General features: G+C 39.9%; 17 protein-coding genes and 1 pseudogene. 7 read left to right on the top strand and 11 right to left on the bottom strand.

Translation table 11 applies throughout. The features are described 5' to 3' along the window. Window positions 1–32 precede the first annotated feature (32 nt). Window positions 33–2,057, bottom strand: a complete 2,025-nt coding sequence (locus tag AMD27_RS04110; RefSeq protein WP_067656730.1) for a TonB-dependent receptor plug domain-containing protein — start codon at window positions 2,055–2,057, stop codon at window positions 33–35. A gap of 166 nt (window positions 2,058–2,223) precedes the next feature. After that, on the bottom strand, window positions 2,224–2,862 hold the full coding sequence (gene nfuA, locus AMD27_RS04105) for a Fe-S biogenesis protein NfuA (protein ID WP_067656727.1): 639 nt from the start codon (window positions 2,860–2,862) through the stop codon (window positions 2,224–2,226). 159 nt (window positions 2,863–3,021) lie between these two features. Between nfuA and AMD27_RS04100 the strand changes: the two genes are divergently transcribed. Both AMD27_RS04100 and AMD27_RS04095 read left to right on the top strand, forming a co-directional pair. Next, entirely contained in the window at window positions 3,022–3,639 is a 618-nt protein-coding gene (locus AMD27_RS04100; protein WP_067656724.1) for a rhomboid family intramembrane serine protease, read from the top strand. Between the two features lie 244 nt (window positions 3,640–3,883). Then, entirely contained in the window at window positions 3,884–5,428 is a 1,545-nt protein-coding gene (locus tag AMD27_RS04095; RefSeq protein WP_067656721.1) for a hypothetical protein, read from the top strand. Between the two features lie 135 nt (window positions 5,429–5,563). On the opposite strand, the gene AMD27_RS04090 is transcribed toward AMD27_RS04095, so the two are convergent. Next, entirely contained in the window at window positions 5,564–7,186 is a 1,623-nt protein-coding gene (locus AMD27_RS04090) for an inorganic phosphate transporter (protein ID WP_067656718.1), read from the bottom strand. A gap of 468 nt (window positions 7,187–7,654) precedes the next feature. Between AMD27_RS04090 and metH the strand changes: the two genes are divergently transcribed. From metH to dhaK, 3 genes are all read left to right on the top strand, one after another. Continuing rightward, window positions 7,655–11,350 (top strand): methionine synthase, encoded by a 3,696-nt coding sequence (metH, locus tag AMD27_RS04085; protein WP_067656714.1) that lies wholly within the window; start codon window positions 7,655–7,657, stop codon window positions 11,348–11,350. A 265-nt stretch (window positions 11,351–11,615) separates the two neighbouring features. Continuing rightward, window positions 11,616–12,515 carry a DUF4145 domain-containing protein gene (locus AMD27_RS04080; protein ID WP_171254771.1) on the top strand — a complete coding sequence of 300 codons (900 nt, stop codon included), beginning with the start codon at window positions 11,616–11,618 and terminating at the stop codon, window positions 12,513–12,515. 276 nt (window positions 12,516–12,791) lie between these two features. Continuing rightward, entirely contained in the window at window positions 12,792–14,522 is a 1,731-nt protein-coding gene (dhaK, locus tag AMD27_RS17985; protein WP_081405920.1) for a dihydroxyacetone kinase subunit DhaK, read from the top strand. Window positions 14,523–15,228: 706 nt separating this feature from the next. On the opposite strand, the gene AMD27_RS04065 is transcribed toward dhaK, so the two are convergent. The 5 genes from AMD27_RS04065 to pnuC form a co-directional block, all read right to left on the bottom strand. Then, complete coding sequence (locus tag AMD27_RS04065; RefSeq protein ID WP_067656706.1) at window positions 15,229–16,518, bottom strand: glutaminase; 1,290 nt, start codon at window positions 16,516–16,518, stop codon at window positions 15,229–15,231. Window positions 16,519–16,620: 102 nt separating this feature from the next. Beyond that, the gene (def, locus tag AMD27_RS04060) at window positions 16,621–17,097 is read right to left on the bottom strand and encodes a peptide deformylase (protein ID WP_067656703.1); all 477 of its coding nucleotides are present in this window, start codon (window positions 17,095–17,097) and stop codon (window positions 16,621–16,623) included. 122 nt (window positions 17,098–17,219) lie between these two features. After that, complete coding sequence (locus AMD27_RS04055; RefSeq protein ID WP_228140701.1) at window positions 17,220–18,434, bottom strand: GGDEF domain-containing protein; 1,215 nt, start codon at window positions 18,432–18,434, stop codon at window positions 17,220–17,222. 679 nt (window positions 18,435–19,113) lie between these two features. Beyond that, entirely contained in the window at window positions 19,114–19,389 is a 276-nt protein-coding gene (locus AMD27_RS04050) for a hypothetical protein (RefSeq protein WP_416202803.1), read from the bottom strand. Between the two features lie 54 nt (window positions 19,390–19,443). Continuing rightward, a complete protein-coding gene (pnuC, locus tag AMD27_RS04045) occupies window positions 19,444–20,025 on the bottom strand; it encodes a nicotinamide riboside transporter PnuC (protein ID WP_067656697.1) in 582 nt (193 codons plus the stop codon). Window positions 20,026–20,295: 270 nt separating this feature from the next. On the opposite strand from pnuC, the gene AMD27_RS04040 reads away from it, so the two are divergent. Together AMD27_RS04040 and AMD27_RS19360 are read left to right on the top strand one after the other, a co-directional pair. Then, window positions 20,296–21,081 (top strand): crotonase/enoyl-CoA hydratase family protein, encoded by a 786-nt coding sequence (locus AMD27_RS04040; protein WP_067656694.1) that lies wholly within the window; start codon window positions 20,296–20,298, stop codon window positions 21,079–21,081. 31 nt (window positions 21,082–21,112) lie between these two features. Then, window positions 21,113–21,995, top strand: a pseudogene (locus AMD27_RS19360) (alpha/beta hydrolase). A gap of 114 nt (window positions 21,996–22,109) precedes the next feature. Here the strand turns inward: AMD27_RS19360 and AMD27_RS04030 are convergent. The 3 genes from AMD27_RS04030 to AMD27_RS04020 form a co-directional block, all read right to left on the bottom strand. Then, window positions 22,110–22,598, bottom strand: coding sequence for a hypothetical protein (locus AMD27_RS04030; RefSeq protein WP_067656691.1), 489 nt, complete (start codon window positions 22,596–22,598; stop codon window positions 22,110–22,112). 433 nt (window positions 22,599–23,031) lie between these two features. Continuing rightward, entirely contained in the window at window positions 23,032–23,262 is a 231-nt protein-coding gene (locus tag AMD27_RS04025; protein WP_067656688.1) for a DUF2171 domain-containing protein, read from the bottom strand. Between the two features lie 367 nt (window positions 23,263–23,629). Next, on the bottom strand, window positions 23,630–25,783 hold the full coding sequence (locus AMD27_RS04020) for a TonB-dependent receptor (RefSeq protein ID WP_067656685.1): 2,154 nt from the start codon (window positions 25,781–25,783) through the stop codon (window positions 23,630–23,632). Window positions 25,784–25,922 lie beyond the last annotated feature (139 nt).

The following is a 25,922-nucleotide window of genomic DNA, read 5'->3' as shown; positions in this document are numbered from 1 at the left end:
AAACCGCTCTAATCGAGCGGTTTTTTTAAAGATTAGAATCTTGCAGTTAAACCTAAGTAATATTCAGCAGGATTACTTGAGCCATCACTTGTAGATTCAATTTTGACGCCAGCCACGTTTTTCACACCGCCTCGAAAGGTTAAGTGATCTGTAAAATTATAATTTGCCCCAATATCTGCTGTAGTATATGCCTTTTCAAAGCTGCGGCTTGAATCACCACTCTCTAATTGCTGCTTACCTAAATATTGGACTTTAGAGTTTAAGCTCAACTGATCGTTTACATCCCAAACCAATGCTAAATTTGACGTAATCTCAGGTGTGCCAAGTAATGTTTCGCCCGTAATTTTATTTTTAGATTCCAACATATAAGTCGTGTTACCTGTTACACGAAAATAATCATTGATGGGTAGTTTATAGTTAACCTCAATCCCACTGGTCCGTGCTTTTTCTACATTTGACGCTATTGCATAGAAAACATCACCACGGCGTTCATGGAATCTATTTTGGATAAGATCTTCAATATCGCTCAAGAAATAAGTCATATCCAAACCGGCACCATTTTGTTCATAACCGACACTAACTTCGTAGTTAGTACTTGTTTCTGGCTCTAAGTCTGGATTCCCAATCATTGAACATGTACGACCACTGCCTGCTGTTGACCAGCCCTCAAAAGTGTTACAACCATTTCCTCTCGAACCTGTACTACTGGTATCAGACCGCTCTCTTAGATTTGGGGCACGGAAGCTGCGTGACACCCCACCTTTCACCGTCCAATCGTCGGTTGGATGGTAAACGAGATAGGTTCTCGGTGAAAAATTTAAATCAAATGTTTCATATTCATCTAAGCGCCCACCCAATGTCAGAATAAGGTTTTCTTGTAGATGAATTTGATCTTCTAAAAAGAGTGACCACGAATAACTATCGAGTTTTCGATCATTGTTATTGAGTGTATTGCCGTCTTTATCTACAGCAGCATTGCCAATATTACTGTGGTTCGATACTTCTTCTTGCTTATACTGACCACCAACCGTTAAATCATTTTTAAAATTGAATACATTAAGCGGTTTAGTCGCTTTTAAATCCAATACTGTCTCTGAAGACTTCGTTTCAACGATGTCATCTTTTACCCAAGCATCATCTTTATTTTGAATTTTATTGTGGTACAAATCGACATTGGTCACTAAGTCATTTTCAAACTTAGCTTCATGTCCAATACCAAAGCCAATTCGATCCATCTCATAACCAAATTTACTTCCGCCACCTTCAATCACATCAGGTTCATCCTTACCAAAAGAACCATCCAAGTTAAAACTGTGTCGATCTGAAGGAGCCCAGGTTAGTCGCGTTGTTGCTGTATCTGTGGTTGATCCTGATGAACCTTCTGTATCTTTATCGCCATCACGCTCAGTACGATTTAATCCTAATCGAAAACCAATCGTATTCGTTACAGGCCCAGCTAAAGTTGCGCCAAAAGATTTGGTTTCACCGCGGCGACTTGTATCTGGCTTGCTAAAGTTTGTAGTCACAGAACCACTAAGCTGTGTTGGAATTTTTTTAGTGATAATATTAATCACGCCACCTACAGCTTCAGAACCATAAAGTGTTGACATTGAACCGCGAATAACTTCAATTCTTTCAATCATATCAGGCGTGATCCAATCTAAATCTTGTTCAGTTCGATCTGGACGATGTCCCAGTAAGGATTGATTACCTAATCTTTTTCCATCTACTAAAATTAATGTATATTTATCAGGCATGCCTCGTAATTTGATTTTTGACCCAGACCCCGAGTTCGAGTACCCCCCTGTCACACCAGGTAAATCACTCAATAACTCAGCAATACTATTAAATGGTGCTCTCTCAATGTCTTCATTACTAATGACACTAATTGAAGCGGGTGCATCTTTTACGTCAACTTCACTACCACTCGCGGTAACAACAATACTCTTAAGCTTAGCCTCAGAATAAACTTGATTAGCATCTTGAGCTTGTGTTGTAGACACTAATACTGATAGCACAGCTAACGACAAAGCCGACTGAATCCATTTCTTGTTCATACACATATCCGAAAACTTTTAAGAAGAGAATTAGAATTTTTCGTTGCGTATTGTAACAAATGATAAGACTAATGCAATTGTTTTTAATAATCATTATCATTTGCATTTACTGATTGGGCAAAGAATAACCCCCATATAGGAGGTTAATGATTTCATTCTAAATCATTTATTTGAAATAAGCACCTTCAGCTTGTGTGTGATCCGTTTGGTCAACCACACGTTTAAGCTCAGGAATTTGCTGTTGAAGCGTCGTTTCAACCCCTTGTTTCAAGGTGACGTCAATCGCTGAACAGCCTTGGCAACCACCACCAAATTTGAGTACAGCGGTTAAACCGTGTTCCGCATCTTCCACCACTTCGACCAATGCACAGTTACCCCCATGCCCTGCAAGACCTGGGTTAATTTCAGACTGAAGTACATAGGTAATACGTTCTTCGATTGAAGCATCTGGACCGACACGTGGCACTTTTGAGTTCGGTGCGCGGAAGGTTAATTGACCACCAAAACGGTCTTTGTTGTAGTCAATGACAGCATCTAATAAATAAGGAATGGACGGCGAATCAATGTACGCTGCGAAGTTTGGATAATCTTGCTTGTAATCAGTCGCTACGATTTCGTCTGGAGCACTATATGCCATGCAACACTCAGCACGTGGCGTACCCGCATGTTCAACAAAAACACGCACTGCGATTCCAGGAGTGTTCTGTTTTTCAAGTAAATCAAACAAATACTCTTGCGCAGTTGGCGTAATCAATAGGTTTGGAATTTCTTCAGCAACTGCAGTGCTGGTGTTCTCAGTCGACATAACCGTATTTCCTCAAGCTGAAGTCTCTATTTTAACTGAAGATCGGGGGTAATATGAAAAAATCAACTAAAATTGTCGGAATTAATATTAAAAGCCTACTTCTTAGCACAAAAAATGGCATGATATTGATCAAGTATCTCAAAGATGAATTTTTGCTCTATGTTAGATTTACCCTTTAATCATACAGTGACCATTGTCATTATTACGGTCATTATTTCCTTGATTGCACTTTCCAATCAAAATGTAATGAATCGTTTAATCTTTTGGCCGCCTGCAATTCAAAAGGGTCAATATGACCGCTTTATCAGTCATGGCTTTATTCATGCTGATGGTACACATTTGCTTTTCAACATGATTACCTTATTCTTCTTCGGTAGTATTATTGAAAACTTTTACCGCCAGTATCTTTACGAATTGGGCTTTGTCCTGTTCTATCTGGGTGGTCTCATCGTTGCGATTATTCCAAGTTATTTAAAACATAAAAATGATCATCGCTGGGCAAGTCTGGGTGCATCAGGTGCAGTATCAGCAGTTCTTTTTGCTTATATCTTGTTTGAACCGTGGAAACTAATTTTTGTCTTTTTCATTCCCGTTCCTGCCATTATTTTTGCTGTGCTCTATGTTGCATATAGCATCTGGTCAGCCAAACGGAATAATTCAAATGTGAATCATAGCGCGCATCTTTGGGGAGCCGCGTATGGTGTGATTATGACGATTATCATTGAACCGCGTTTGATTCCCCATTTTTTAAGTCAATTGGCGCAATTGCCTTTTTAAAATTCAACTCTTCGCTTTACAGTTCAAATAAGATATACAGGCCCACGTTGTGGGCTTTTTTATGCTCAAGCTCAATTGATTAAATAAATGATCATATCCATTCAGTCTAAATTAGTTAGATCTCAGTTTTTCATCGAGATAATCTTCATACAATTTTGGTAGTTAATGCCACCACGTTATTCAATTTGGCATAGATAATGTAGACATATGTATATTAATGACGAAAAATCACGAGAGTTTTTGCATGTCTCATACTTTAGATGGTCTTCAATTTCCAATTCAATCCAATAACAAAGCCAGCACCTCCAAAACAGGTCAAGCCATTTTGGCTGAAGCCTTGTCTACGGTGAATCATCAAGCTTCACTTCAGGTGTTATCTGAAAAAAACTGGCGTAAACAATATCCGATTCATTTCAAAGCCTTGGTTGAACATGGTTTGACCACTCCAGAAAACGCAATTGACATTGCTCAAAATGGACTTGCCAAAGCACAGCATAGTTTTGACTTTTATCGTGACGGTCAGCGTCATACGCTTACAGACATGATGGCTTTACCCCTTCAAAAATTGCACACCATTAAGCTCAAAGGTGAAAGTCACGCAGCACCTGAATGGTATGTCCCATATAAAGGGAAAAATCTTCAAGGACAAGCTTTGCTTGATCAAATCGATCTTTGGCAAGATGCAGGTATTATTGAAGCCAGCCATGCCAAAGCCTTGAAAACAGTGCTTGATCATCCTGAATGGTTTGATCTTTCAGACCGTACCATGGTGCTATTTGGTGCTGCATCTGAAGCAGGTCCTTTGACTTGGCTCGCCAAATGGAAAGCCAATATTATTGCAGTTGATTTGCAAAATTCTCGCGTTTGGGACAAAATTCTCAACACCATTCAACAGGGCAATGCCACGCTGTATGCCCCCTCTACAGAAGCGATTGATTCGAATGACTCTATTGCCACCTTAAAAGAAAAATTGGGGGCAAATCTACTTACTCAAACCCCTGAAATTGCGCAGTGGTTACTTGAGCAAGACCATACTTTAGATTTAGCCGCGATTGCGTATTTAGATGGTGAAAAGCATGTTCGGGTGTCTATGGCTATGGACAGCATTATGCAGCGTATCAGTGAGCAAAAACCCGATACCAGCCTGATGTATATGTGTACGCCAACAGATGTCTATGCAGTACCTTCAGACGTCATTGATGGTTCTGCAACGAAGTTTAAAACTCGTTCTCAGTCTGAAAAAATTCTCTGTAAAGGTATTGAGACTTTGAGCTTAAAGCACTTTTTTAAGCAAAATCTGCATGACAAAGTCACATCAGCTGAAGGTCAAAAATATGGTATTGCAGACTGTTTAGTGGTTGAACAAGGTCCGAATTATGCATTGGCTAAACGTATTCAGCAGTGGCGTGCGACCTTGGCACGTCATCAAGGACAGCGTGTCAGCATTAATATTGCCCCATCGACCACCACGCATTCTGTGACCAAGAATCCGCTGTTAAAGGCGGCATTCAACGGCGCAAGTCTATTTGGTGTGGAAGCCTTTAGTCCTGAAACCACCAATGCGATTATGGCGGCACTCTGGGTTCATGATCTGCGTAATCCTGAATCCATTGCTAATCCTGAACGTGTAATGAATCATCCGCTCGAGCTGATGATGGAAGGTGCAAATCACGGCGGACTATGGCGTGTGGCATATTTGGCTCGTACGGCACTTCCCTTTGCAGCCCTTTATGGTTTTGCAAATGAAAAACTACCGCTAAAGAAAGTATTGAGCTTATTTAATAAGTAATCACTTTTAATTTCCTTCTCCATAATTTCTTCTTAGGTAAATAGGACATTTAAGGGTTTTTAAGGATTGATCATCGCAATATTTAAGGCAAAAAAAACGCTGCAATCGCAGCGTTTTTTTAAATTCAAAATCATCTTAAAGGATCTGTAAGAACAACCAGAATAACCCACCAGATAAACAGATTGTCGCGGGTAAGGTAAAGATCCACGCCGATAAAATCGTACGAACCATTTGGAAGTTCAAGCCTGATTTATTGGCTACCATAGTACCTGCAACCGCACTGTTCAATACATGCGTAGTCGATACTGGCATCCCGAAACCATCCGCAGCAGCAATTGTAGTCATCGCAACCAATTCAGCAGACATCCCTTGACCATAAGTCATATGTTGCTTACCAATACGCTCACCTACAGTCACTACAATACGTTTCCAACCCACCATTGTTCCTAGACCGAGCGCAAGTGCAACGGCCACTTTAACCCAAGTTGGAATGTATTGGAGGAATGAATCCATATTGTCGCGGTAGTCTTCAACCGTTTGCTCTTGAGCAACAGTCATTGTTGGTAATGCTTCTGCTTTATCTAGACGCTTAAATGCAGTTGCACTTAAGTACATGTCATTACGTAATGCTGAAATTTCAACTTCAGGAATATCTTTTAATGAACCGTACTGACCTACACGGTCACCTAAGTGATCGGTCATGCTCGCAAGAGCAGGAACAACGTCAGAGGTAATTTCTTTGGTCTGGATATATTTGGTCAATACATCACGCGCTTGTACATCTGGAATATCCTGATGATTTGGATAGATTACAGCAGCCGTTTGTACAGACAGTTGTTCGAAAGACTGAATATGTTTCTCGTCTAGGTTCTTATTCAAAGAATAAGCCAAAGGCACACAACCAATCAGAATGAGCATGATCAAGCCCATACCTTTTTGACCATCGTTTGAGCCGTGCGCAAAACTTACACCAGTACAAGTAAAGATTAAGATGGCACGAATCAGTGGCGGTGGTGGTTTGTTGCCTTCGGGTGGCTGGAACAGCTCTAGTTGTTTCTTGAAGACTTTTTTTACCAACAAGAATAATAGTGCTGCAAAAGCAAAGCCAATCAACGGTGAGAATAATAATGCCTTACCTACTTTTAAGACCTGCTCCATGTCTACACCACTTGCGCCGCTACCTGCGTTCAAAATGTAGTTCATGATGCCCACACCTAAAATCGATCCGATTAAAGTATGTGAACTTGATGCAGGAATACCAAAGAACCAAGTACCTAAGTTCCAAGTAATTGCAGCAATCAGCATGGCAAAGACCATCGCAAAACCTGCGCCTGAACCGACATTCATAATCAATTCAACAGGCAGTAGTGCAATAATACCGTAAGCCACGGCGCCACTTGCGACCATAACCCCAAGGAAGTTACAGAAGCCGGCCCACATGACTGCAACAGGTGCAGACAGTGCGTTGGTGTAAATCACTGTAGCCACAGCATTGGCTGTGTCATGGAAACCGTTGACAAATTCAAAGCCTAAAGCGATGAATAATGCCGTCGCCAACAGAATAACTGAATAAAGACTTAACGCGGGAACATGCGACAAATCTGCAGCCAACTGAAAGCCAATATAAACAAGTGTGGATACGATTAATGTTAAGAACACCGGAACAAAGAATTTTGGTGTTGGCACATGAACATTCGTCGACTTCTCAGTACTTGACGATTGTGCTGAATCTGAAACGGGAGTTTGATTAGAATTCATGCAGATTGGTAAAGAGGATAAGAATATCCCCTTATTGTTCAATTTAATTATTACAATTATATGACAAAGAGCTGTCACATAAAGCATCTAAATGAGGCTTTATCTTAAATTTTAAACTGTTAAATCGCATTGGATTTATTTTTAAACAATATTTTTCAATAGTTTAATAAACTATTCCTTTTATGAGTTTACAAAATTTAACCCGTAATATTTCTGAAATAAAGTTGTAATATTTTTCGACTATTTCATCAATATTTCGCATCCAATTATTTTGCTTTGTAAATATGACAAAGTTATGAATAAAAACATAAATTTAAATTGAATCGTTCAAAAATTAACAGAATGTCGATTTAACACACGAAATTGACTGACTTGTGTCTGCTAAGGCGTTTATTTGCGCTGCAGATTGTTCAATTTCTGTTAAAATAATGCACCTTTATTAAGCTAAATATTTAGAGAGAGTCATTGATGTCTACCCTCGCTACATTAAAAGCACTTCTTGCTCAACGTATTCTCATTATTGATGGTGCGATGGGCACCATGATTCAACGCCACAAACTAGAAGAAGCTGATTATCGTGGAGAGCGCTTTGCAGATTGGGCATCAGACCTCAAAGGCAACAATGACTTACTGGTACTTAGCCAGCCCCAGATTATTCAAGGTATTCACGAAGCTTACCTAGAAGCGGGTGCGGATATTATTGAAACCAATAGCTTTAACGGCACCCGTGTTTCAATGTCTGACTACCACATGGAAGACTTGGTTCCAGAAATTAACCGTGAAGCTGCACGCATTGCCAAAGCAGCCTGTTTAAAATATTCAACGCCAGACAAACCACGTTTTGTCGCAGGTGTACTTGGTCCGACATCCCGTACCTGTTCGATTTCACCCAACGTGAATGACCCTGCATTTCGAAACATCACCTTTGATGAACTGAAAATCAATTATATTGAAGCCGCGCACGCTCTGATTGAAGGTGGTGCAGACATTCTCTTGATTGAAACTGTGTTTGATACCTTGAACTGTAAAGCGGCTATTTTTGCAGTCAAAGAAGTGTTCAAACAACTCGGTTATGAATTACCCCTGATGATTTCAGGTACCATTACCGATGCTTCAGGTCGTACTTTGACTGGACAAACCGCTGAAGCGTTTTGGAATTCAGTGCGCCACGGCGATTTATTGTCCATTGGTTTTAACTGTGCCTTGGGTGCAGATGCGATGCGACCGCACGTAAAAACCATCTCAGATGTAGCGAATACTTTTGTTTCAGCACATCCAAATGCAGGCTTACCGAATGCCTTCGGTGGTTATGATGAAACGCCAGAAGAAACCGCGGCATTTATTAAAGAGTTTGCGGAAAGTGGTTTGATCAACATCACCGGTGGCTGTTGTGGTACCACACCCGACCATATTCGCGCAATTTACCATGCTGTAAAAGACATTAAGCCGCGCCAAGTACCTGAGATTGCACCTGCATGTCGTCTTTCAGGTTTAGAGCCGTTTAACATCACCAAAGATTCACTGTTTGTAAACGTCGGTGAACGTACTAATGTGACCGGCTCTAAAAAGTTCTTACGCCTGATTAAAGAAGAAAACTTTACCGAAGCCTTAGATGTGGCACGTCACCAAGTTGAAGGCGGTGCGCAAATCATCGACATCAATATGGATGAAGGCATGCTTGACTCTCAAGGCGCCATGGTGAAGTTTCTTAACCTGATCGCGTCTGAACCAGACATTTCACGTGTACCGATCATGCTGGATTCGTCAAAATGGGACATTATTGAAGCGGGTTTAAAATGCGTTCAAGGTAAAGCCGTGGTTAACTCGATCTCGTTGAAAGAAGGCTATGACGAATTTGTAGAACGTGCCCGACTTTGCCGTCAATACGGGGCTGCCGTGATTGTGATGGCGTTTGATGAAGACGGTCAGGCAGATACGGCTCAACGTAAAAAAGACATCTGTAAGCGCTCTTATGATGTCTTGGTCAATGACGTCGGCTTCCCGTCTGAAGATATTATCTTTGACCCGAACGTGTTTGCGATTGCGACAGGGATTGAAGAGCACAATAACTACGCGGTTGATTTCATTGAAGCGACAGGTTGGATTAAACAAAACCTGCCAAATGCAATGATTTCAGGCGGAATCTCGAATGTCTCCTTCTCTTTCCGTGGCAATGAGCCTGTTCGTGAAGCGATTCATGCCGTGTTCTTGTACTATGCGATTCAGCAAGGCTTGACCATGGGGATCGTGAACGCAGGTCAGCTTGCGATTTATGATGATATTCCGAAAAACTTAAAAGATGCGGTTGAAGATGTGGTTCGCAACCAAAACCAAGGTGAATCACAGCAAGATGCGACTGAGAAGTTGCTTGAAGTTGCAGAAGAATACCGCGGTAAAGCGGGTGCGCAACGTGAAGCTGAAAATTTAGAATGGCGTGAGCAAAGCGTTGAAAAACGCCTTGAGTATGCCTTGGTTAAAGGGATCACCACCTATATTGATGTGGATACAGAAGAAGCGCGTTTAAAGTCCACACGCCCTTTAGATGTAATTGAAGGCCCACTTATGCAAGGCATGAACGTAGTCGGTGACTTGTTCGGTTCAGGTAAAATGTTTTTACCGCAAGTGGTGAAATCTGCACGGGTAATGAAGCAAGCCGTAGCATGGTTAAACCCGTACATTGAAGCGGAAAAAACTCAGGCACAAGCCAAAGGTAAAATCTTACTTGCAACAGTGAAAGGCGATGTACACGATATTGGTAAAAACATTGTGGGTGTAGTGCTCGGTTGCAATGGCTATGACATCGTGGACTTAGGTGTGATGGTGCCATGCGAGAAAATTTTACAAACCGCGATTGATGAAAAAGTCGATATTATTGGTTTATCGGGTTTGATTACACCGTCACTTGATGAAATGGTCTTTGTTGCCAAAGAAATGCAGCGTAAAGGCTTCAATATTCCCCTGATGATTGGGGGTGCGACCACTTCTAAAGCGCATACTGCGGTGAAGATTGACCCGCAATATCACAATGATGGTGTGCTTTACACAGCCGATGCTTCACGTGCAGTCGGTGTAGCAACCCAGTTACTTTCAGCTGAAATGAAGCCAAAGCTTTTGGCAGACTATGCAGCAGATTATGAAAAAATCCGGATTCGTTTAGCCAACAAACAACCGAAAGCGGCGAAACTGTCTTATCAGAATTCAATTGAAAATGGCTTAAAAATTGATTGGGACAATTATGTTCCGCCTAAGCCTCATATGCTGGGTCAAAAAGTCTTCAAGAATTATCCGCTTGAAACCTTAGTGCCCTACTTTGACTGGACACCATTCTTTATCTCTTGGAGTTTGGCAGGTAAGTTCCCTGCAATTCTGACTGATCACGTGGTGGGTGAAGCTGCAACTGACCTGTATGAACAAGCGCAAATCATGTTGAAAGACGTGATTGAGAATAAACGTTTTGATGCTCGTGCGGTCTTTGGTTTGTATCCTGCAAAACGTACAGGTGCAGATACCGTTCAAGTACTCGATGAATCAGGTCAAACGGTGACACATACGTTTGAACATATTCGTCAGCAATCAGACAAAGTGACAGGCAAACCGAACTTGTCTTTGGCTGATTATATTGCACCTGCGGATGCCAATCTTGAAGATTACTTGGGTGGCTTTACCGTTTCAATTTTTGGGGCTGAAGAGTTGTCTCATGAATATAAAGCCAAAGGCGATGATTACTCTGCAATTTTAGTCCAAGCTTTGGCGGATCGTTTTGCTGAAGCATTTGCTGAACATTTGCATGAACGTATTCGTAAAGAGTTCTGGGCGTATCAAACGGACGAACAACTCTCGAACGGTGAGTTAATCAAAGAGAAGTATGTGGGTATTCGTCCTGCACCGGGCTACCCTGCTTGCCCTGAACATTCTGAAAAAGAAACGTTGTTTAGTTGGTTGGATTCAACCCAAGCGATTGGTACACAACTCACTACAAGTTATGCAATGTGGCCACCTTCAAGTGTCAGCGGTTTTTATTATTCAAACCCGCAGTCTGATTACTTTAACGTGGGTAAAATTGCGCAGGATCAATTGGATTCTTATGCTGAGCGTAAAGGTTGGACGATGGATGAAGCGAAACGTTGGTTAATGCCAAACTTGGATGATTCGATTGATATCTAAATAATCCTCCCCAACCCTCCTTTGAAAAAAGGAGGGAGAAATCCATTCGTATCGAACATAAAAATCCCCTCGATTGAGGGGTTTTTTTGTTTTTAAATCTTAGAATCCCCCTAACTCCCCCTTTGAAAAGGGGGACTTTGTCATGTGATTAAATGAATTACGTGACAGCTCCTCCCTTTTTAAAGGGAGTTTGGAGGGCTTAAAAAGAAAAAATACTGTCAATATGTTTTTAAGCGTAGGTAAAAACTACCAAAGTGATCAAAATATGTCGGAAAATAATACTTTAAAAAATTATTGTAATGAATGTGATAAAGATACGAGCCATATTGTATTAGAACAACATAGTTGGTATTCAGATCCTGAAGATTATGATCATTCTCAATATCATAAACTAGTTAAATGTCTAGGTTGTGATAATGTGTCTTTAAGAATTGAAGATCATGATTTATTTTTTACAGTTCAAAATAATGATGGGGAATGGATCCCTGATATAACAATTAAGAACTATCCTAAAAAACTTCAGAATCATAAAAAAATTGATCATGATTATCTTATCCCCCAATTGGTTAGAAATATCTATAAAGAAGTTTTATTAACATTACAAGAAGATGCTAAAATTTTATCTAGCCTAGGTTTGAGGGCATGTATTGAATCTGTCTGCAACCATCTTGAAATAACTGGAGGAAATTTAGCCACACGTATTAATAAATTATCTACAGCCGGTTATATATCAAAAAAAGATGCTGAAAGATTACATGCCATTAGATTTATGGGTAATGATTCTGCACATGAGATCAAAGCTCCAAAAGGAGGTTCTTTAAAAATTGCTCTTGAGATTGTTGAGCACTTACTCAAAAGTGTTTTTATTTTACCCGAGCAAGCAAATGGATATTTAGATACCATTGTAGATAAATATGAATTATTTGAAACCTTACTTGAAAAACACCTGACAAATTTCAATAATGGTGATGAATATCCTCTTTATCATTTTTTTGAGAAAGATTGGCGTAGAGTGCAAGACTTTATCTCAAATTTTCAAACAGAATTGATTGAAAATATAAATAACTCCAATTTTAAGCTTCTTGAAATTGGAAAAAAGGATGTTAATCAAAAAGGTGATGAAATACAGCATTTCATCATCAAAAGATACGAAGTAACTGAATAATTATTAATCCCTCCCAACCTCCCTTTTCCAAAGGGAGGGGCTACATGAATTCCAGACCGTCATTAATTCCGTGGAAAGTCCCCCTGAGCAAGAACTTAAGCACCGCTTAAGTCGAAGCGCAAGAAAGGAAAATTTAGGCGGATTAAAAAGTAGCTCCATTTCTAACCTTTCCATCCCAAACCACCCATTTTTTACATTTTAGAGTCTACAAACTTAGCCACTTTCTATGATAATAGGCGACAAATTTCTCCCAAATTTCCGATTGTTGGTATTTCCATGAAAAAATTAATGAACGATGCTGAAAACATCGTGGTCGATCTGTGCAAAGGTCTGGTATTGGCACACCCTGAACTTGCATTTAACGAATTACATAAAATCATTTCAAGAAAAGAAAAACACAACAATGTCGCACTGATCAGTGGTGGCGGTAGCGGTCATGAACCTGCACATGCAGGCTTTGTAGGTACAGGTATGCTCGATGCTGCTGTATGTGGTGATGTGTTTGCTTCTCCTTCACAAATTCAAATCTATAAAGCCCTCACCCAAGTCGCAACCGACAAAGGTGTGCTGATGATCATCAAAAACTACTCTGGCGATATGATGAATTTCCAGAATGGCGCGGCACTTGCAACGGATGACGGCATTCAAGTCGACTATGTCAAAGTCGCAGATGACATTGCGGTTGAAGACAGCCTCTATACCGTCGGTCGTCGCGGTGTGGCGGGAACTGTATTTGTACATAAAATTGCAGGGGCAGCCGCGACACAAGGTTATGAGCTTGCCCGTGTAAAAGAGATCGCGCAAAAAGCTGCGGACAATGTCACAAGCTTAGGCTTTGCTTTTAGCTCATGCACCGTACCTGCCAAAGGCGCACCCACCTTTACACTTGCAGATGAAGAGATGGAATACGGCGTGGGTATACACGGTGAAACGGGTATTCGTCGTGAAAAAATCCTACCTTCACAGCAGTTAGCGCAGCGCATCGTCGATGATCTACTCAAAGACCGTCCAAACTTAAGCGAAGTTGCAGTGCTGATTAATGGTTTTGGTGCAACCCCAATGCAGGAGCTGTATCTATTCAACCAAGATGTTTGCCAATATTTAGCCAAGAAAGGCATCACGATTTATCGTACTTTTGTCGGTAACTACATGACCAGTATCGACATGGCAGGTGCATCTGTATCCCTGCTTGCACTAGATGATGAACTGAAAACCTACTTAGATGCCAAAGCCGATACCCCAGCATTTAAAATGGATGGCTCAACTGCACAGCCGATTCAACTTACAGCAAATGATGCTAAAGCAGAAGATTTGTTCAATGTCGCGATTGAAACACATGCTGAACATGCCACCATTTTAAATCATCACTTTAGCATTGAAAATATGCGCTACGTGGTGGATGCCATGAGTGCCTGTATCATCAAAAATGAAATTCCGTTCTGTGAACTCGATGCCCATGCTGGTGATGGCGATTTTGGTATGAGCGTCGCCAAAGGGTTTAGACAGTTAAAACGCGAATGGAATACATTGCTTCAATGTGAACAAATGGATGATTTTTTACTGAACTGTTCGATGATCATTATGGAACATTGTGGCGGTGCATCAGGCCCGATTTGGGGTTCAGCTTTCCGTGCGGCAAGTAAATCGGTTCAAGGTAAAAAGACCCTCTCTGTTGCGGACTTTGCTGCCATGCTGCAAGACGCAGTCAAGGGTATTCAAATGACAGGCGAACGCTCATTTGGACGGGGCGCTGTGGTGGGCGATAAAACCTTAATCGATGCGCTTGTGCCGTGTGCCGATTCTTGGTCTGCAAATTTTGATAAGACGTTTAAAGAAAACTTTATTTTAGGTGCGCAAGCTGCTGTTCAAGGTGCTGAATCTACTCAACATATCGTGGCACGTATGGGCCGTGCGGGTACGGTTGGTGAGCGCAGCTTAGGCTACCCAGATGCAGGTGCACATGGTTTAGGCGTGATCTTTAGTGAAATCGCTGAACAAATTAAATAAACTTTGGCCTCTATAAAACATCTCAAAACAATCTCAAAAGCATCGAACGGATTTCGGTGCTTTTTTTATGCATCTCAATATTCAATCCTTCAATAGATGTTCTGTCAAAGCGTTCTGAGCTGGATTTAACAATTATCGACATGTAACTGATACTTGAATAATTGGTTATTTTTAAAGATAAAGCTGATTGAACGATGACTATGCTCTGAAGCATCTGCATGCAATATATTGGGATTTTCACTATCTATACGCAAGTGTTTTTTAAATTTCTTCATAAACTGTGCTTTATTTAGGCTTGGTGAAGTGCTTAGTGAAGTGCTTGGAGAAATGCGTTCATTGTGAAAAGACAAACCGTTATTTTGAGTCAAATAGACCTCGTGAATTTGTCCATTTGAAAGCACACTGAAATTCTTAAATTGATATTGATCTGGAAAATATCCGCCATTGCACTCATCTTCACCGCCCTTCAAAATATGAAGAGGTTGACCAAATCTTTTAGGATTGACAGTCTAAGTTTTATAGACCTTGCCCTGAATAATCGGTTGTACAACATTTTCTGCTAAAGCCCCTATGGGCATGATTAAGCTCATGAAAAATGTCGCGATATACATAATTCTTTTGAATTTCATTATTTCTTCTCCAGCCTTATTCTTAATCACCTATAGATAAATAGCTTAAGGTCTCATTCAAAATTATCCTTTTTTAATCAAATTTTTAACTGTTTTTCTAAATAACGATCTAGCGGCTCTGTCACCACGCTTGTTTTTCTACCCTTGCATTGTGCTTCCGTCAGAATTCCTTCAGCATCTAATATCACAGCCGTGTGACCATCTTCAATTAACCGATTGACCCCTTCAAACAACATGCGCGCCCCAACGTCGTGCAATAAAGAGATATTGGTTAAATCTAAAATGATACGGGTATCGCCTTCGGGTTCATCTTCTAAAATCCGTAGCAGCATTTCTGATTCAGTAAATTGCAATACCCCGCGCAGCTCATAGACCACAGTTTGATTGTTTCCATCCGTTTCAGCAACGACATAACGGCGCTGAACAATCGTTTGCGCTGACGGCGTTCCCTCCATGAGATGCAGTCCCATATCATTGGAAAGCCGTTCCATAATTTCAATGCCACGTACGCTGTTGCCATGCTCATCAAGTTTGGGTGAAAACACTGCTATGCCGATTTGCCCGGGGAGTACGCCTATAATGCCACCGGCCACACCACTTTTCGCAGGAATACCCACGGTGGTCAGCCAGTCGCCTGCAGCATCGTACATGCCACAGGTCATCATTACGCTCAGTACTTGTCGTACCACTACTCGAGACAATAACCGCTTGCCTGTTTTAGCTTGCACACCGCCATTGGCAAGCACCCCTGCCATTTGTGCCAAGTCCTTGACCGTGACTTTAATCGCGCACTGCTTAATATAACCATGCACGATGGCAACTGGGTCTTCATCAAGCACCCCCACGGTTCGAAGCATATAGCCAATGGATAAATTACGAAATGCCGTTTCTAGTTCAGACCGATAAACCTGTTCATCAAACTCAAGCTCACGTCCTGCAAGCTCACTTAAAAATACTCTTAAAGTTTCAGCTCGATCAGCACCTGCTTCAGCATGAATCAGCGAATGCGTGGTGATCGCACCCGAATTAATCATCGGGTTTTTGGGGATTTTGTTTTTGGCATCGAGGGAAATTTGATTAAATGCCTCGCCTGAGGGTTCAACCCCCACCTTTTTTAATACGCTCTCTAAGCCCAGATGTTTAAGTGCCAAAGCATAAGCAAAAGGTTTTGACATCGACTGAATGGTAAATTCAGTGTCTTTGTCTCCCGTGGCATAGCTTGTACCATCGATGGTCGATAGCGCCAAGGCCAATTTATTCGGATCTGCACTTGCCAGTTCAGGAATATAATCCGCTAATGCTCCCTGATCATTTTGCTTACACTGCTTCAATACGTGCGCTAAATAATCAGCTACGGGTGTTTTCATTTTAATGGCCTTTACATTATTTTTTTAAGATGCATTCACCTTAAAGCAATGCGAGTACACGTCAACTCAATTCTAATTATCAGTCTAGATGTGATCTATGTGTCAAAGTCGATCGACAAATAGAACACCATTTAAATGATCGATTTCATGTTGAACAATCCGTGCAGGAAAACCACTCAACGTCAATTCAGTTGGCTGACCCTCAACACTATAAAAAAGCACTGTTACGGTTTCTGCCCGAAGCACTTGACCGCGTTCGTTTTCTACACTTAAACAGCCCTCTTCACCAGAAAGCATCTGTTCAGATAACGCTACAATTTCGGGATTCACCATCACAATCGGCTGCATTTCAGGCGCTTCTGGATAACGCACACTGGGACGTGACGCGACAATGATCAAGCGTTTAGACACATAACACTGTGGCGCTGCAATCCCCACACCGTTATAGGCAAGCATCGTATCTTGCAATGCATCTATCAAGCCAATTAACCATGGACTGGAAAACTCAGCCTCGACGACTGGTGCTGTCACTAACGTTAAAATGGCTTCGCCCCGCTGGGCAATATTTAAGATAGTCATGTTTTGTATTCTTATATAGGCATCTATTCATCTTAAACTGATTTTCAAATGAATGTGTATGCACTCTTCAATAGTCTTTTGCGTACTAATGGCAGAGCTTTCTATCTTACACTTTGTGCAGACTATTGTTGGGTTGAATCCCGAGCCTGACCTACGATAGCTTGCTGCTGTAAGACTTCAAAATAATCCCGAACCTGATTTCGACCCTGTTTTTTCGCCATATATAAAGCTTGGTCGGCATGACGGATGACTGCCTCTTTATTCAGTAGTGCATTTGAAATTGCAACACCAAAGCTTGCTGTCACTTTTATACGGGTTTTCTTATCGACTGTGAACTGTGCCTGTTCAATTTCTTTACGACATCGCTCCGCAATATCAAGCGCTTCTTGTAGATTTTTATGTGGCAATACCAAAATAAATTCTTCACCGCCAAAGCGTCCGACCACATCTCCTTCACGGAGCATTCGGCTTAAAATTTTGGCGACATTTTGAAGGACGTCATCTCCGATATCATGCCCAAAATTGTCATTGATGTGCTTAAAAAAATCTAAATCCAATAAAACCAAAGCATAGTTATGCTGCTCAAGTTCAATTTCCGCCAAGTTGTGTGCAATTTTTCGGCGATTAAAAATCCCCGTTAATGGATCCATTTGACTAATTTTTTCAATCTGTTTTTCTCTATTTCGCCACTGGGTCAAAAGAATTTCAAACAGTACAATACTGGCAAAGAAAATAGGGATATATAAAAATAACTGGCTATACACCCAGAACTCATTCTTATACAAAATTTGTTGATTCAAACTTTGGTTAAATACCGGTGCATAGTCCATATATCCCAAAGTACTTAAGACTATCGCGAACAACAAATAAACCGTAATCGGTAGGAAAATAATATAGACCATCTTGCGTTCAAATAGAACTAAGCCTACTGTAACCAAGCTAACATAACCCGCAATGGTCGCAGGACTATTTATCCCAATGGTATAACCAGCATACATAAAGGTGACTGCAAAATAAATAATCGCGATATAAGGAAAGTAACGTTGAAAGAAAGGGATATGCCTAAAATAATGACAAGGCAAAATCAGCAGAAAACTTAAAAGACACAAAATAACTGTTCGAGGGAAATGAACATTAAAATAATCGAGATTCATCCACTGTTGAAATGCGGGTGTAGAGGTACAAAAAATGTACCAAGCAATCCACAGTAAATGATCAAGACCGCCCAAAACCAACATCAAAATACTTTTATTGAGATTACTCCAATTCATCAGCACACTATTCTTCATAAAATAATGAATGGTGCTGGGATGAATAATGCGATTCGGTAAACTCATAGTTTTGGTTCATCTCTTTTAAAACAGATGTAATGTGCGCTGTAGATGATTTTTATTGATAATGTGTAGATTAGATCTGTAAGTTACATCCTTAAGTCATAGCTTTAACTTATAATCTTGAATACCTATACAATATATGTTGCTCTCCATCATAAACCTAAGTCCTTTAAGCTCATATCAAACAGTCCCCCTATAAAAGTGAAATCCATCACACTTTGATTGTTAATCTAGCACGTTAAACTTAGAATTTTCAAGGCTATGATTTCTATGACTTAGGCCTAGTGTTTAATTGAAACCGATTTTTTCTAGGAGTAGCCTTGATAAAACAAGGTCAAATTTTATTTTAGTATAGCCAATTCCATTTGTTTCGTCTGATTTTTATTCAAGATTTGCCTACTTTGAGATATACAACTTCATTTTTAATCAATGATTTTTGAATAACTCTAAATTGACAGCGGAAGTTCTCACTCTTTGTAGAAGATGAGCAGTACTGCTGCGCAAGAGGAAAGTTTTAATCACAAATTCTCATCTTTTTGCGGAATAAATTTCTCATCCTAGAGAGCAGGAACTTTCAGTTACCATTTAAGCAGCCTTGAAAGATTATTTTTAATTAAAAGGTTTTTAACGATTGAAAGAGATCTATTATTATATTATTCACTCACATTTAAAACGCTTTAATTCACTTCAATATTTCAATACTCACGTCAATATCCCCACGTACTGTGATCTTCAGCACTCGATGACGATACTGAATTCGTGCATCAAATTCATCTGCACCATCATCTAGTCCTGTACATGACCATGTGGTACCGCTTGGAAAGTCATCTAACCATGTCGCTTTATAAAAATCAGATACAGAATCGAAATTAAGATAGCGCTCAGGATCAGTTTGAATTTTTGCTGCCAAAGCATCGAACTTAGCCAACTGATGATGATTAAAATCAAGTATATTCAATCGTAGCATCCTATTTCACCATGGAAAATTCAAATTCTGATACAAACGCATTTTTTAAATAACAGAATGCTCCGCATGTTGTTTGTGCCAGATTTTAGTCCATTGCCACCAACCAAAAGTAGCCAATAGTACAAAAGCAGCATACAGCCCTGCGGTTAAATACAACGCTTTATAGTAAAACATACCCACATAAATAATATCGACAAACACCCAAAGTACCCAAGTCGCAATATGTTTTCGACTGGTCCAATAGGTTGCAAGTAGACTAAAAGCCGCCAGTTGTGCATCCAGTATGGGCAGTGAAGCATCTGTGAAATATTTTAACGTCAGCCCGAACATTAAACCGCCCACCGCGGCCATGATCATTTGCAAGATCACATGCGTGCGTGAAATAGGTGCAATCGAAATTTCATGATCAATATGTTTCGCTTTAAGCCAAAAGTAAAAACCATAGACATTCATGCCCATAAAGAAAAATTGCAAAATGGTTTCACCATAGAGCTTATATTCATAAAACAAATAGGCATAGAGTACAAAAGCGATTAGGTTGAAAAACCAGCACCACATATTTCGTAGTACCGTGAGGCTCACGCCAATCACACTAATGACAACAGCAAAAATTTCTAAAGGTGACATGGCAGGCTTTCACTCTAAGGATGTCCTATTATGAAAACTCGAAAATTAAACGCAAGCGTTTACGCATCAAATATGGCAAAAACCACAATGATTTTTCAGATCAGTAAAACAGTAAGCTAATCCTCAGCCTGCATATATGCAGAAGCTTAAGGGCACTCAAAAATTCCGCATGACTGAATAAATACAAATATGAACCCAACAGTTTTGACCTGCAGCATTTCCTGCTTTAAAACTAAGACATTGCAATCGATAAAAAGGATAAAAATAACCATGACAGAACATACAGGACGAGTCAGCCGGGAAAAACGTGATCATGTCTTGCTCCTCGGACTAGATCGGGCGCAAAAGCGTAATGCATTTGATCAATATATGATTGATGATCTCTCCCAAGCCATGACTGAATATGAAAACGATACGGAATTACGCTGTGCGGTCATTTTCGCGCATGGAGCGCATTTTACTGCAGGACTTGATTTGGTTCAGCTTCAAGGCAAAATATCTTCAGGTATCTTCTCTTCTGATCCAGACATCATTAATCCTTGGGGCACATCAGGACGCGTACGCAAAAAACCGGTCATTGTCGCTGTGCATGGCTACTGCTATACCGCGGGAATCGAATTAATGCTCAATGCAGACATCGGTATTGCTCAGTCCAATACACAGTTTGCTCAACTGGAAGTATTAAGAGGTATTTTACCCTTTGGGGGAGCAAGCGCTCGCTTTGTCAAGGCCGCAGGATGGAACAAAGCCATGCGTTACCTACTGACGGGCGATACTTTTAATGCACAGCAAGCCTTAGAGATGAATTTGATTTGTGAAGTGACCGAGGAGCATCCTTTGAAACGCGCACTTGAATTGGCCAGGAGCATTGCAATGGCTGCACCGCTTGCGGTTCAAGCCACCATTGCTGCTGCTAAAGACGCGCTTGAAATGAGTGAGAATGAAGCCTTTAAACAACTACATCGGCACCTCATGCCTTTACTGGGTACTTCGGATGTACAAGAAGGTGTTGATGCCATGCTTGAACGTCGAACGCCACACTTTCAAGGCAAATAAATGGGTTTAAAACAAAAATGAGAAAAAGATGATGCACCATTTAAAAATGAAAGACGCTCTTTTATTTCAAACCGAAACTGTGCAGTTTCAAGCCCATGATGGCTATGTTTTGTCTGGAATTCGCTATGTCCCTAACCAGACGATAAAAGCTAAAATTATTGTGGCGAGCGCAACAGGTGTACCGCAGCCTTTTTATCGTCGCTTCGCTGAATATATTGCACAGCAAGGTTATGAGGTGCTTACTTTTAATTATCGCAGTGTTGCCGCGTCCGCATCGAAACAGTTAAGAGCTTTCAAAATATCCTATTTAAATTGGAGCAATTTAGGCCTTGCTACGACTATCAAGAGTTATCATGAAAATGAGTTAGCACTGTTTATCGTTGCACACTCATACGGTGGGCAAGCTCTAGGCTTAACTTCAAATCATGACAAAGTCACGGCTATATACTGCTTCGGCACAGGTGCAGGTTGGGCAGGATACATGCCATTTAAGGAAAAATTTAAGGTGTCTGTAATGTGGAATATTATTTTCCCGCCCATGGTCGCACTCAAAGGTTATTTACCTTGGAGTAAACTCAACATGGGGGCAGATTTACCTTTGGAGGTTTATCAAGAGTAGCGCAAATGGTGTAAACATCCGACTTACTTTTTTGCAGATCCAGCATTACATGCCTTAAAGGCAAACTATGCAAAAGTGAAAACCAAAATTTTTGCCGTGTCCGCACTTGACGATGATTGGGCCCTTCCTCTATCCAAACAAGCTTTCATGCAGTTCTATAGTGATGCTGACTGACCTTTGTAAATATCCATGAGCAGATTATGGACTTAAAGAAATTGGCCATATGGGATATTTTAGAAAAGGATCAGAGCAGATTTGGAATGAAATCATAGCGGCCTTTGATCATCTGCTTTAGTTTTATTTTTAGGCTCATCTTTAGTTCTATCATTTTCTGCTTATAACCTGATCAGCATGTGTCTGATGTTTTAAGATGACGTATGAACTCTAAATGAAGATGCTTATGATTCGATTACACGGCAAACATGTATTCCTGTTTATGCTCAACGCCTTTGGCATCGACATGGGTATAGAAAATTCCATAGCGGCTTGCATAGTATTCTAAGGATTGATGCTTATAAGACCAAAAAACTGACCATTCGCCTAAATCAAATTGTTTAATTTGAGTTTGGGTCTGCGTGGGCATTTTATTTAGAAATTCTGCCTGAATGTGTTGGGCAGCATCCAGCTCATACTTTCGAATCTGCTTTTCGAAAAACAATTTGGCTACATCATCGAATAATTTTATATCTTCAGGGCTGATCTGTTCGACCATCACTATAGATTGAACCTTTGAATCTTTGTGTACAGGTTTAAATAAACGATTGAGGTGGATGTTGTTGAGATCAATATTTTTAAGATTAAAAAGCGTATAACGATGATGATTTCGGCTCAGTCTGTATAAACCATAAACGAAAGCAATGACTATAATTAGAATTACACCCAAAATCAGTATTTTCATAGCTCTTCTACCCACTTTAGACCACATATCCAATATAAAATATTGAATTTGATTAACATTTATTTATATTCCTATTAATCAAATTTTATTTTAAAAGATATTTTAGATTTTTTATAGCAGATCAAATATGACAATAACATTTAAACGTAACAATAAATGTCCGTATTTTGTTCTTTTTCACATAATTAGAATCGTTTACATATAAATGTTCTACAAGCAGATATGGGTTTTGGCTTTCTTATTGAAATCAACATCACAAATATCTAAAGCCTAAATAAGTATGTATAGGTGAATGTTTTATTCATTTTCTTATTTATTGAATTGATTTGCATTTGGTTAATATAAATTAGAATTTCATTTAAAATCATCTATCCATTTACATAAAAAAGAGCCCTCTCATGAGGACTCTTTCGAATTAAGTGATTTTGAGAACTTAAACTTCAATCCAATTTCCAGTCACTTCTTGCGAGTTTTTATTGAGTACCACTTGACCATCACGCAGTTCACCGACCCAAGAAGATGGGATCAGATGATGTTTACCATCACTGTGTTTGGTGAGTTTAATATCGTCACCCTGTAGGTGATCAACATCACCGACTTTTGTGCCACATGAGGCAATTACACTTGAATGTTCTTTGATATCTGTAATATTAACGGCTGTCATGTTCTTTATACCTCTATATATCTAATATTGGTAGTTCGAATATTCAGAGTAGTCTATTGAATTTTATTTTTCAGCATATGCAATGCAAATACTACATAATGTTTATCTTTATTTACTGAGTAGCTTTAAGTAACTACTTGTCTCCTTTCGTACAATTTGTATTTCAAATTTAATCATAATCATTCATAAAAGACCCAATACATGGTGATGCATATTTAAACATACAATTGATTTATTCATTGAATTTCAATATATACCAACTCATTAAAATATGAATTTAACGTAGCTTGTTATTCCATATTTCAAATCAAAATTAATAACAATTTAGTTCAATGAATAAATCTAAACATTCGCTATAAAAATAAATTTAAAAAGCTTTAGTTACACTTAAACCCGTACTCCAATTACGTCCTTCAGCGGGTTCAAAGAAACGCTTATTGCTTTCGTTCACAATTACGGAACCTGAATAATCTTTGTCAAATAGGTTATCAATTCGAGCAAATGTATTGAATGCCCAATCATTGACGGTCCAGTTATACCCAACATTGGCTGCAGCAACGACATAGCTTGGTGCTGAATCAGAGTTCACATCATCTACATAAATTTTATCGCTATAACGCATATCAACTCCTGCTCGCAAACCTTTTTCGGGCTTCCAACCCAAGCTGACAAAAGCCTGATTCTTGGCAATTCCCGGAATATAATTATTTTTTGCAATAGCAGCTACAGTGCCTTGAGCAGGAATATCCGCATCGAATTTTGCATCAATATAGCTATAACTTGCTTGTGCAAATAAATCACGCCACAGGTTTTTATTCCAAGATAGCTCTAAACCTTGTCTTAGCGTCTGATCAGCATTACGGAAAGTTGAGCGTCCTTCATCACTACCTGCTGAGACAATGTCATTGTCGGTTGTTGTATAAAAAGCTGCAACTGTAAACTGTCCCAATGAATTGTCAGATTTCATCCCAATTTCATAAGTTTCACTTTCAGCTGCTTTTAAGCTAAATGCTGTATTACTCGTTACGACAGGATAAGCCATTTCTGTAAAGGTTGGTGTTTCAAAACCTTGTGCATAGCTCACATAGGTCATTAACTCAGGAACAATTTGCCAACTTAAAGCAAGAGATGGCAATAATTTTTGGTAATCGGTTTTACCTGAGTTGTCACCATTTACATCGGTAATGTAATGATCTTCAGTTTTAAAATGCACATTGCTATAGCGTAAGCCCGCATCTAAGTTCCAGTCTTTATTCAAAGCATAAGATGCTTGTAAGTAAGGATCTATATTCCACAAGCTATTGTCTTCATTACGGCGTAACTCACCTTTTACACCCAAATTTTCACCGACAAAGTTTTGATAACCGCGACGCTCTTCGCTCATGCCATCGATTGCAACACCGGCAATGAGTTTTAAATTTGGAAGAATATCCTTACCCGTCCAACGCATATCTGTACCGTAAAAGTTACGGTCAAAATCAATTACACCACCGGCATGCTTCTTACCCAATTGGATTGTATTAGGCTTGCAGATATCTGTTTTATCGACATAAGCACATTTCGGAATCGATTGATATTGAGTCACAGAACGCTGTCCTGCGTAAACCATGGCATAAACGTCGTTCTGATCATTAATCGGTTTATTCCACGTTAAACCTGTTTGTAGCTGTTCAATTTCTTTCCGTGCATTATATAAAAATACATTCCCAGCCACTTGCTTCGGATTGGCTCTCCATTGATCACGCGTTAATCCCCCTGGATCATCCGCTTCAATTTTAACGTAATTATTGATCCAGTTGATTTTTGAGCCATCATCCAAATCCCAAGTGAGTTTGGTATTAGTGAGCGTTTTATTTGCGCCACTATGATCACGATAGCCATCGGTATCAAAATACGATGAACTGAGAATATAACTCGGTTCATTGGCATTTTTCGCACCGCCTTGTAGCACGATATTGGCTTGACCTTTATTTTCACTGCCACCTGAATAACCCAGCGTGATTGAATCCTTCCCCTTTCCTTCGCGGCTTGTGGTCAGAATCGTACCACCAGATGAGTTTCCATATAGTGAAGACAAACCACCACCTAACACTTCAATATGATCCAAACTGCTTAAATCAATATTTGAAGTTTGTCCTTGACCATCAGGCATGGTTGCCGGAATACCATCGACGTATAAACGCACGCCACGCACACCAAAACTTGAACGCGCGCCAAAACCACGCATTGAAATTTGTAAGTCTTGTGCATAGTTTTCACGGTTATTGAGTTGTAAACCCGGCACACCTTTTAAGGTTTCAGACAGATTTACATTCATGCCTTTTTGTGGCTCTTGCGTGAGGTAATACGCAGATGCAGGTGTAGACATCACATCACGATTGGTTCGTGTTGCCTCAATAATAATCGTGTCTAGCTTTTGGACAGACTGTGAATCACTTTCTGCATAAAGGTTTTGACCTACACAAGCAATCAAACAGGATAATGTCGATCTTACAAATGGAAATTTCGCGCTTTGATACATAAATGGCAGGCCTTATTTAACAGTGACTGAGTACAGCGAATCCGCTATCGAAATGTCATGCACTCATGATTCAAATCATTTGGTTTTAAGTCATTCAGATCGAATACACAATCTGATTCGATAACATTTATCTTTTGCT

This window comes from Acinetobacter sp. TGL-Y2, from assembly GCF_001612555.1.
In the GTDB taxonomy this organism is placed as follows: domain Bacteria; phylum Pseudomonadota; class Gammaproteobacteria; order Pseudomonadales; family Moraxellaceae; genus Acinetobacter.
This window is presented reverse-complemented; position numbering and strand designations above follow the sequence as displayed.

Bases quoted from the DNA above. Each gene is read 5' to 3' on its own strand.
- def (WP_067656703.1), bottom strand. From the start codon at position 17,097: ATGACTATCTTAAATATTGCCCAGCGGGGCGAAGCCATTTTAACGTTA.
- AMD27_RS04020 (WP_067656685.1), bottom strand. From the start codon at position 25,783: ATGTATCAAAGCGCGAAATTTCCATTTGTAAGATCGACATTATCCTGT.
- dhaK (WP_081405920.1), top strand. From the start codon at position 12,792: ATGAAAAAATTAATGAACGATGCTGAAAACATCGTGGTCGATCTGTGC.
- AMD27_RS04055 (WP_228140701.1), bottom strand. From the start codon at position 18,434: ATGAGTTTACCGAATCGCATTATTCATCCCAGCACCATTCATTATTTT.
- AMD27_RS04100 (WP_067656724.1), top strand. From the start codon at position 3,022: ATGTTAGATTTACCCTTTAATCATACAGTGACCATTGTCATTATTACG.
- AMD27_RS04065 (WP_067656706.1), bottom strand. From the start codon at position 16,518: ATGAAAACACCCGTAGCTGATTATTTAGCGCACGTATTGAAGCAGTGT.
- AMD27_RS04080 (WP_171254771.1), top strand. From the start codon at position 11,616: ATGTCGGAAAATAATACTTTAAAAAATTATTGTAATGAATGTGATAAA.
- AMD27_RS04110 (WP_067656730.1), bottom strand. From the start codon at position 2,057: ATGAACAAGAAATGGATTCAGTCGGCTTTGTCGTTAGCTGTGCTATCA.
- metH (WP_067656714.1), top strand. From the start codon at position 7,655: ATGTCTACCCTCGCTACATTAAAAGCACTTCTTGCTCAACGTATTCTC.
- AMD27_RS04025 (WP_067656688.1), bottom strand. From the start codon at position 23,262: ATGACAGCCGTTAATATTACAGATATCAAAGAACATTCAAGTGTAATT.
- AMD27_RS04030 (WP_067656691.1), bottom strand. From the start codon at position 22,598: ATGAAAATACTGATTTTGGGTGTAATTCTAATTATAGTCATTGCTTTC.
- pnuC (WP_067656697.1), bottom strand. From the start codon at position 20,025: ATGTCACCTTTAGAAATTTTTGCTGTTGTCATTAGTGTGATTGGCGTG.
- AMD27_RS04040 (WP_067656694.1), top strand. From the start codon at position 20,296: ATGACAGAACATACAGGACGAGTCAGCCGGGAAAAACGTGATCATGTC.
- AMD27_RS04090 (WP_067656718.1), bottom strand. From the start codon at position 7,186: ATGAATTCTAATCAAACTCCCGTTTCAGATTCAGCACAATCGTCAAGT.
- AMD27_RS04095 (WP_067656721.1), top strand. From the start codon at position 3,884: ATGTCTCATACTTTAGATGGTCTTCAATTTCCAATTCAATCCAATAAC.
- nfuA (WP_067656727.1), bottom strand. From the start codon at position 2,862: ATGTCGACTGAGAACACCAGCACTGCAGTTGCTGAAGAAATTCCAAAC.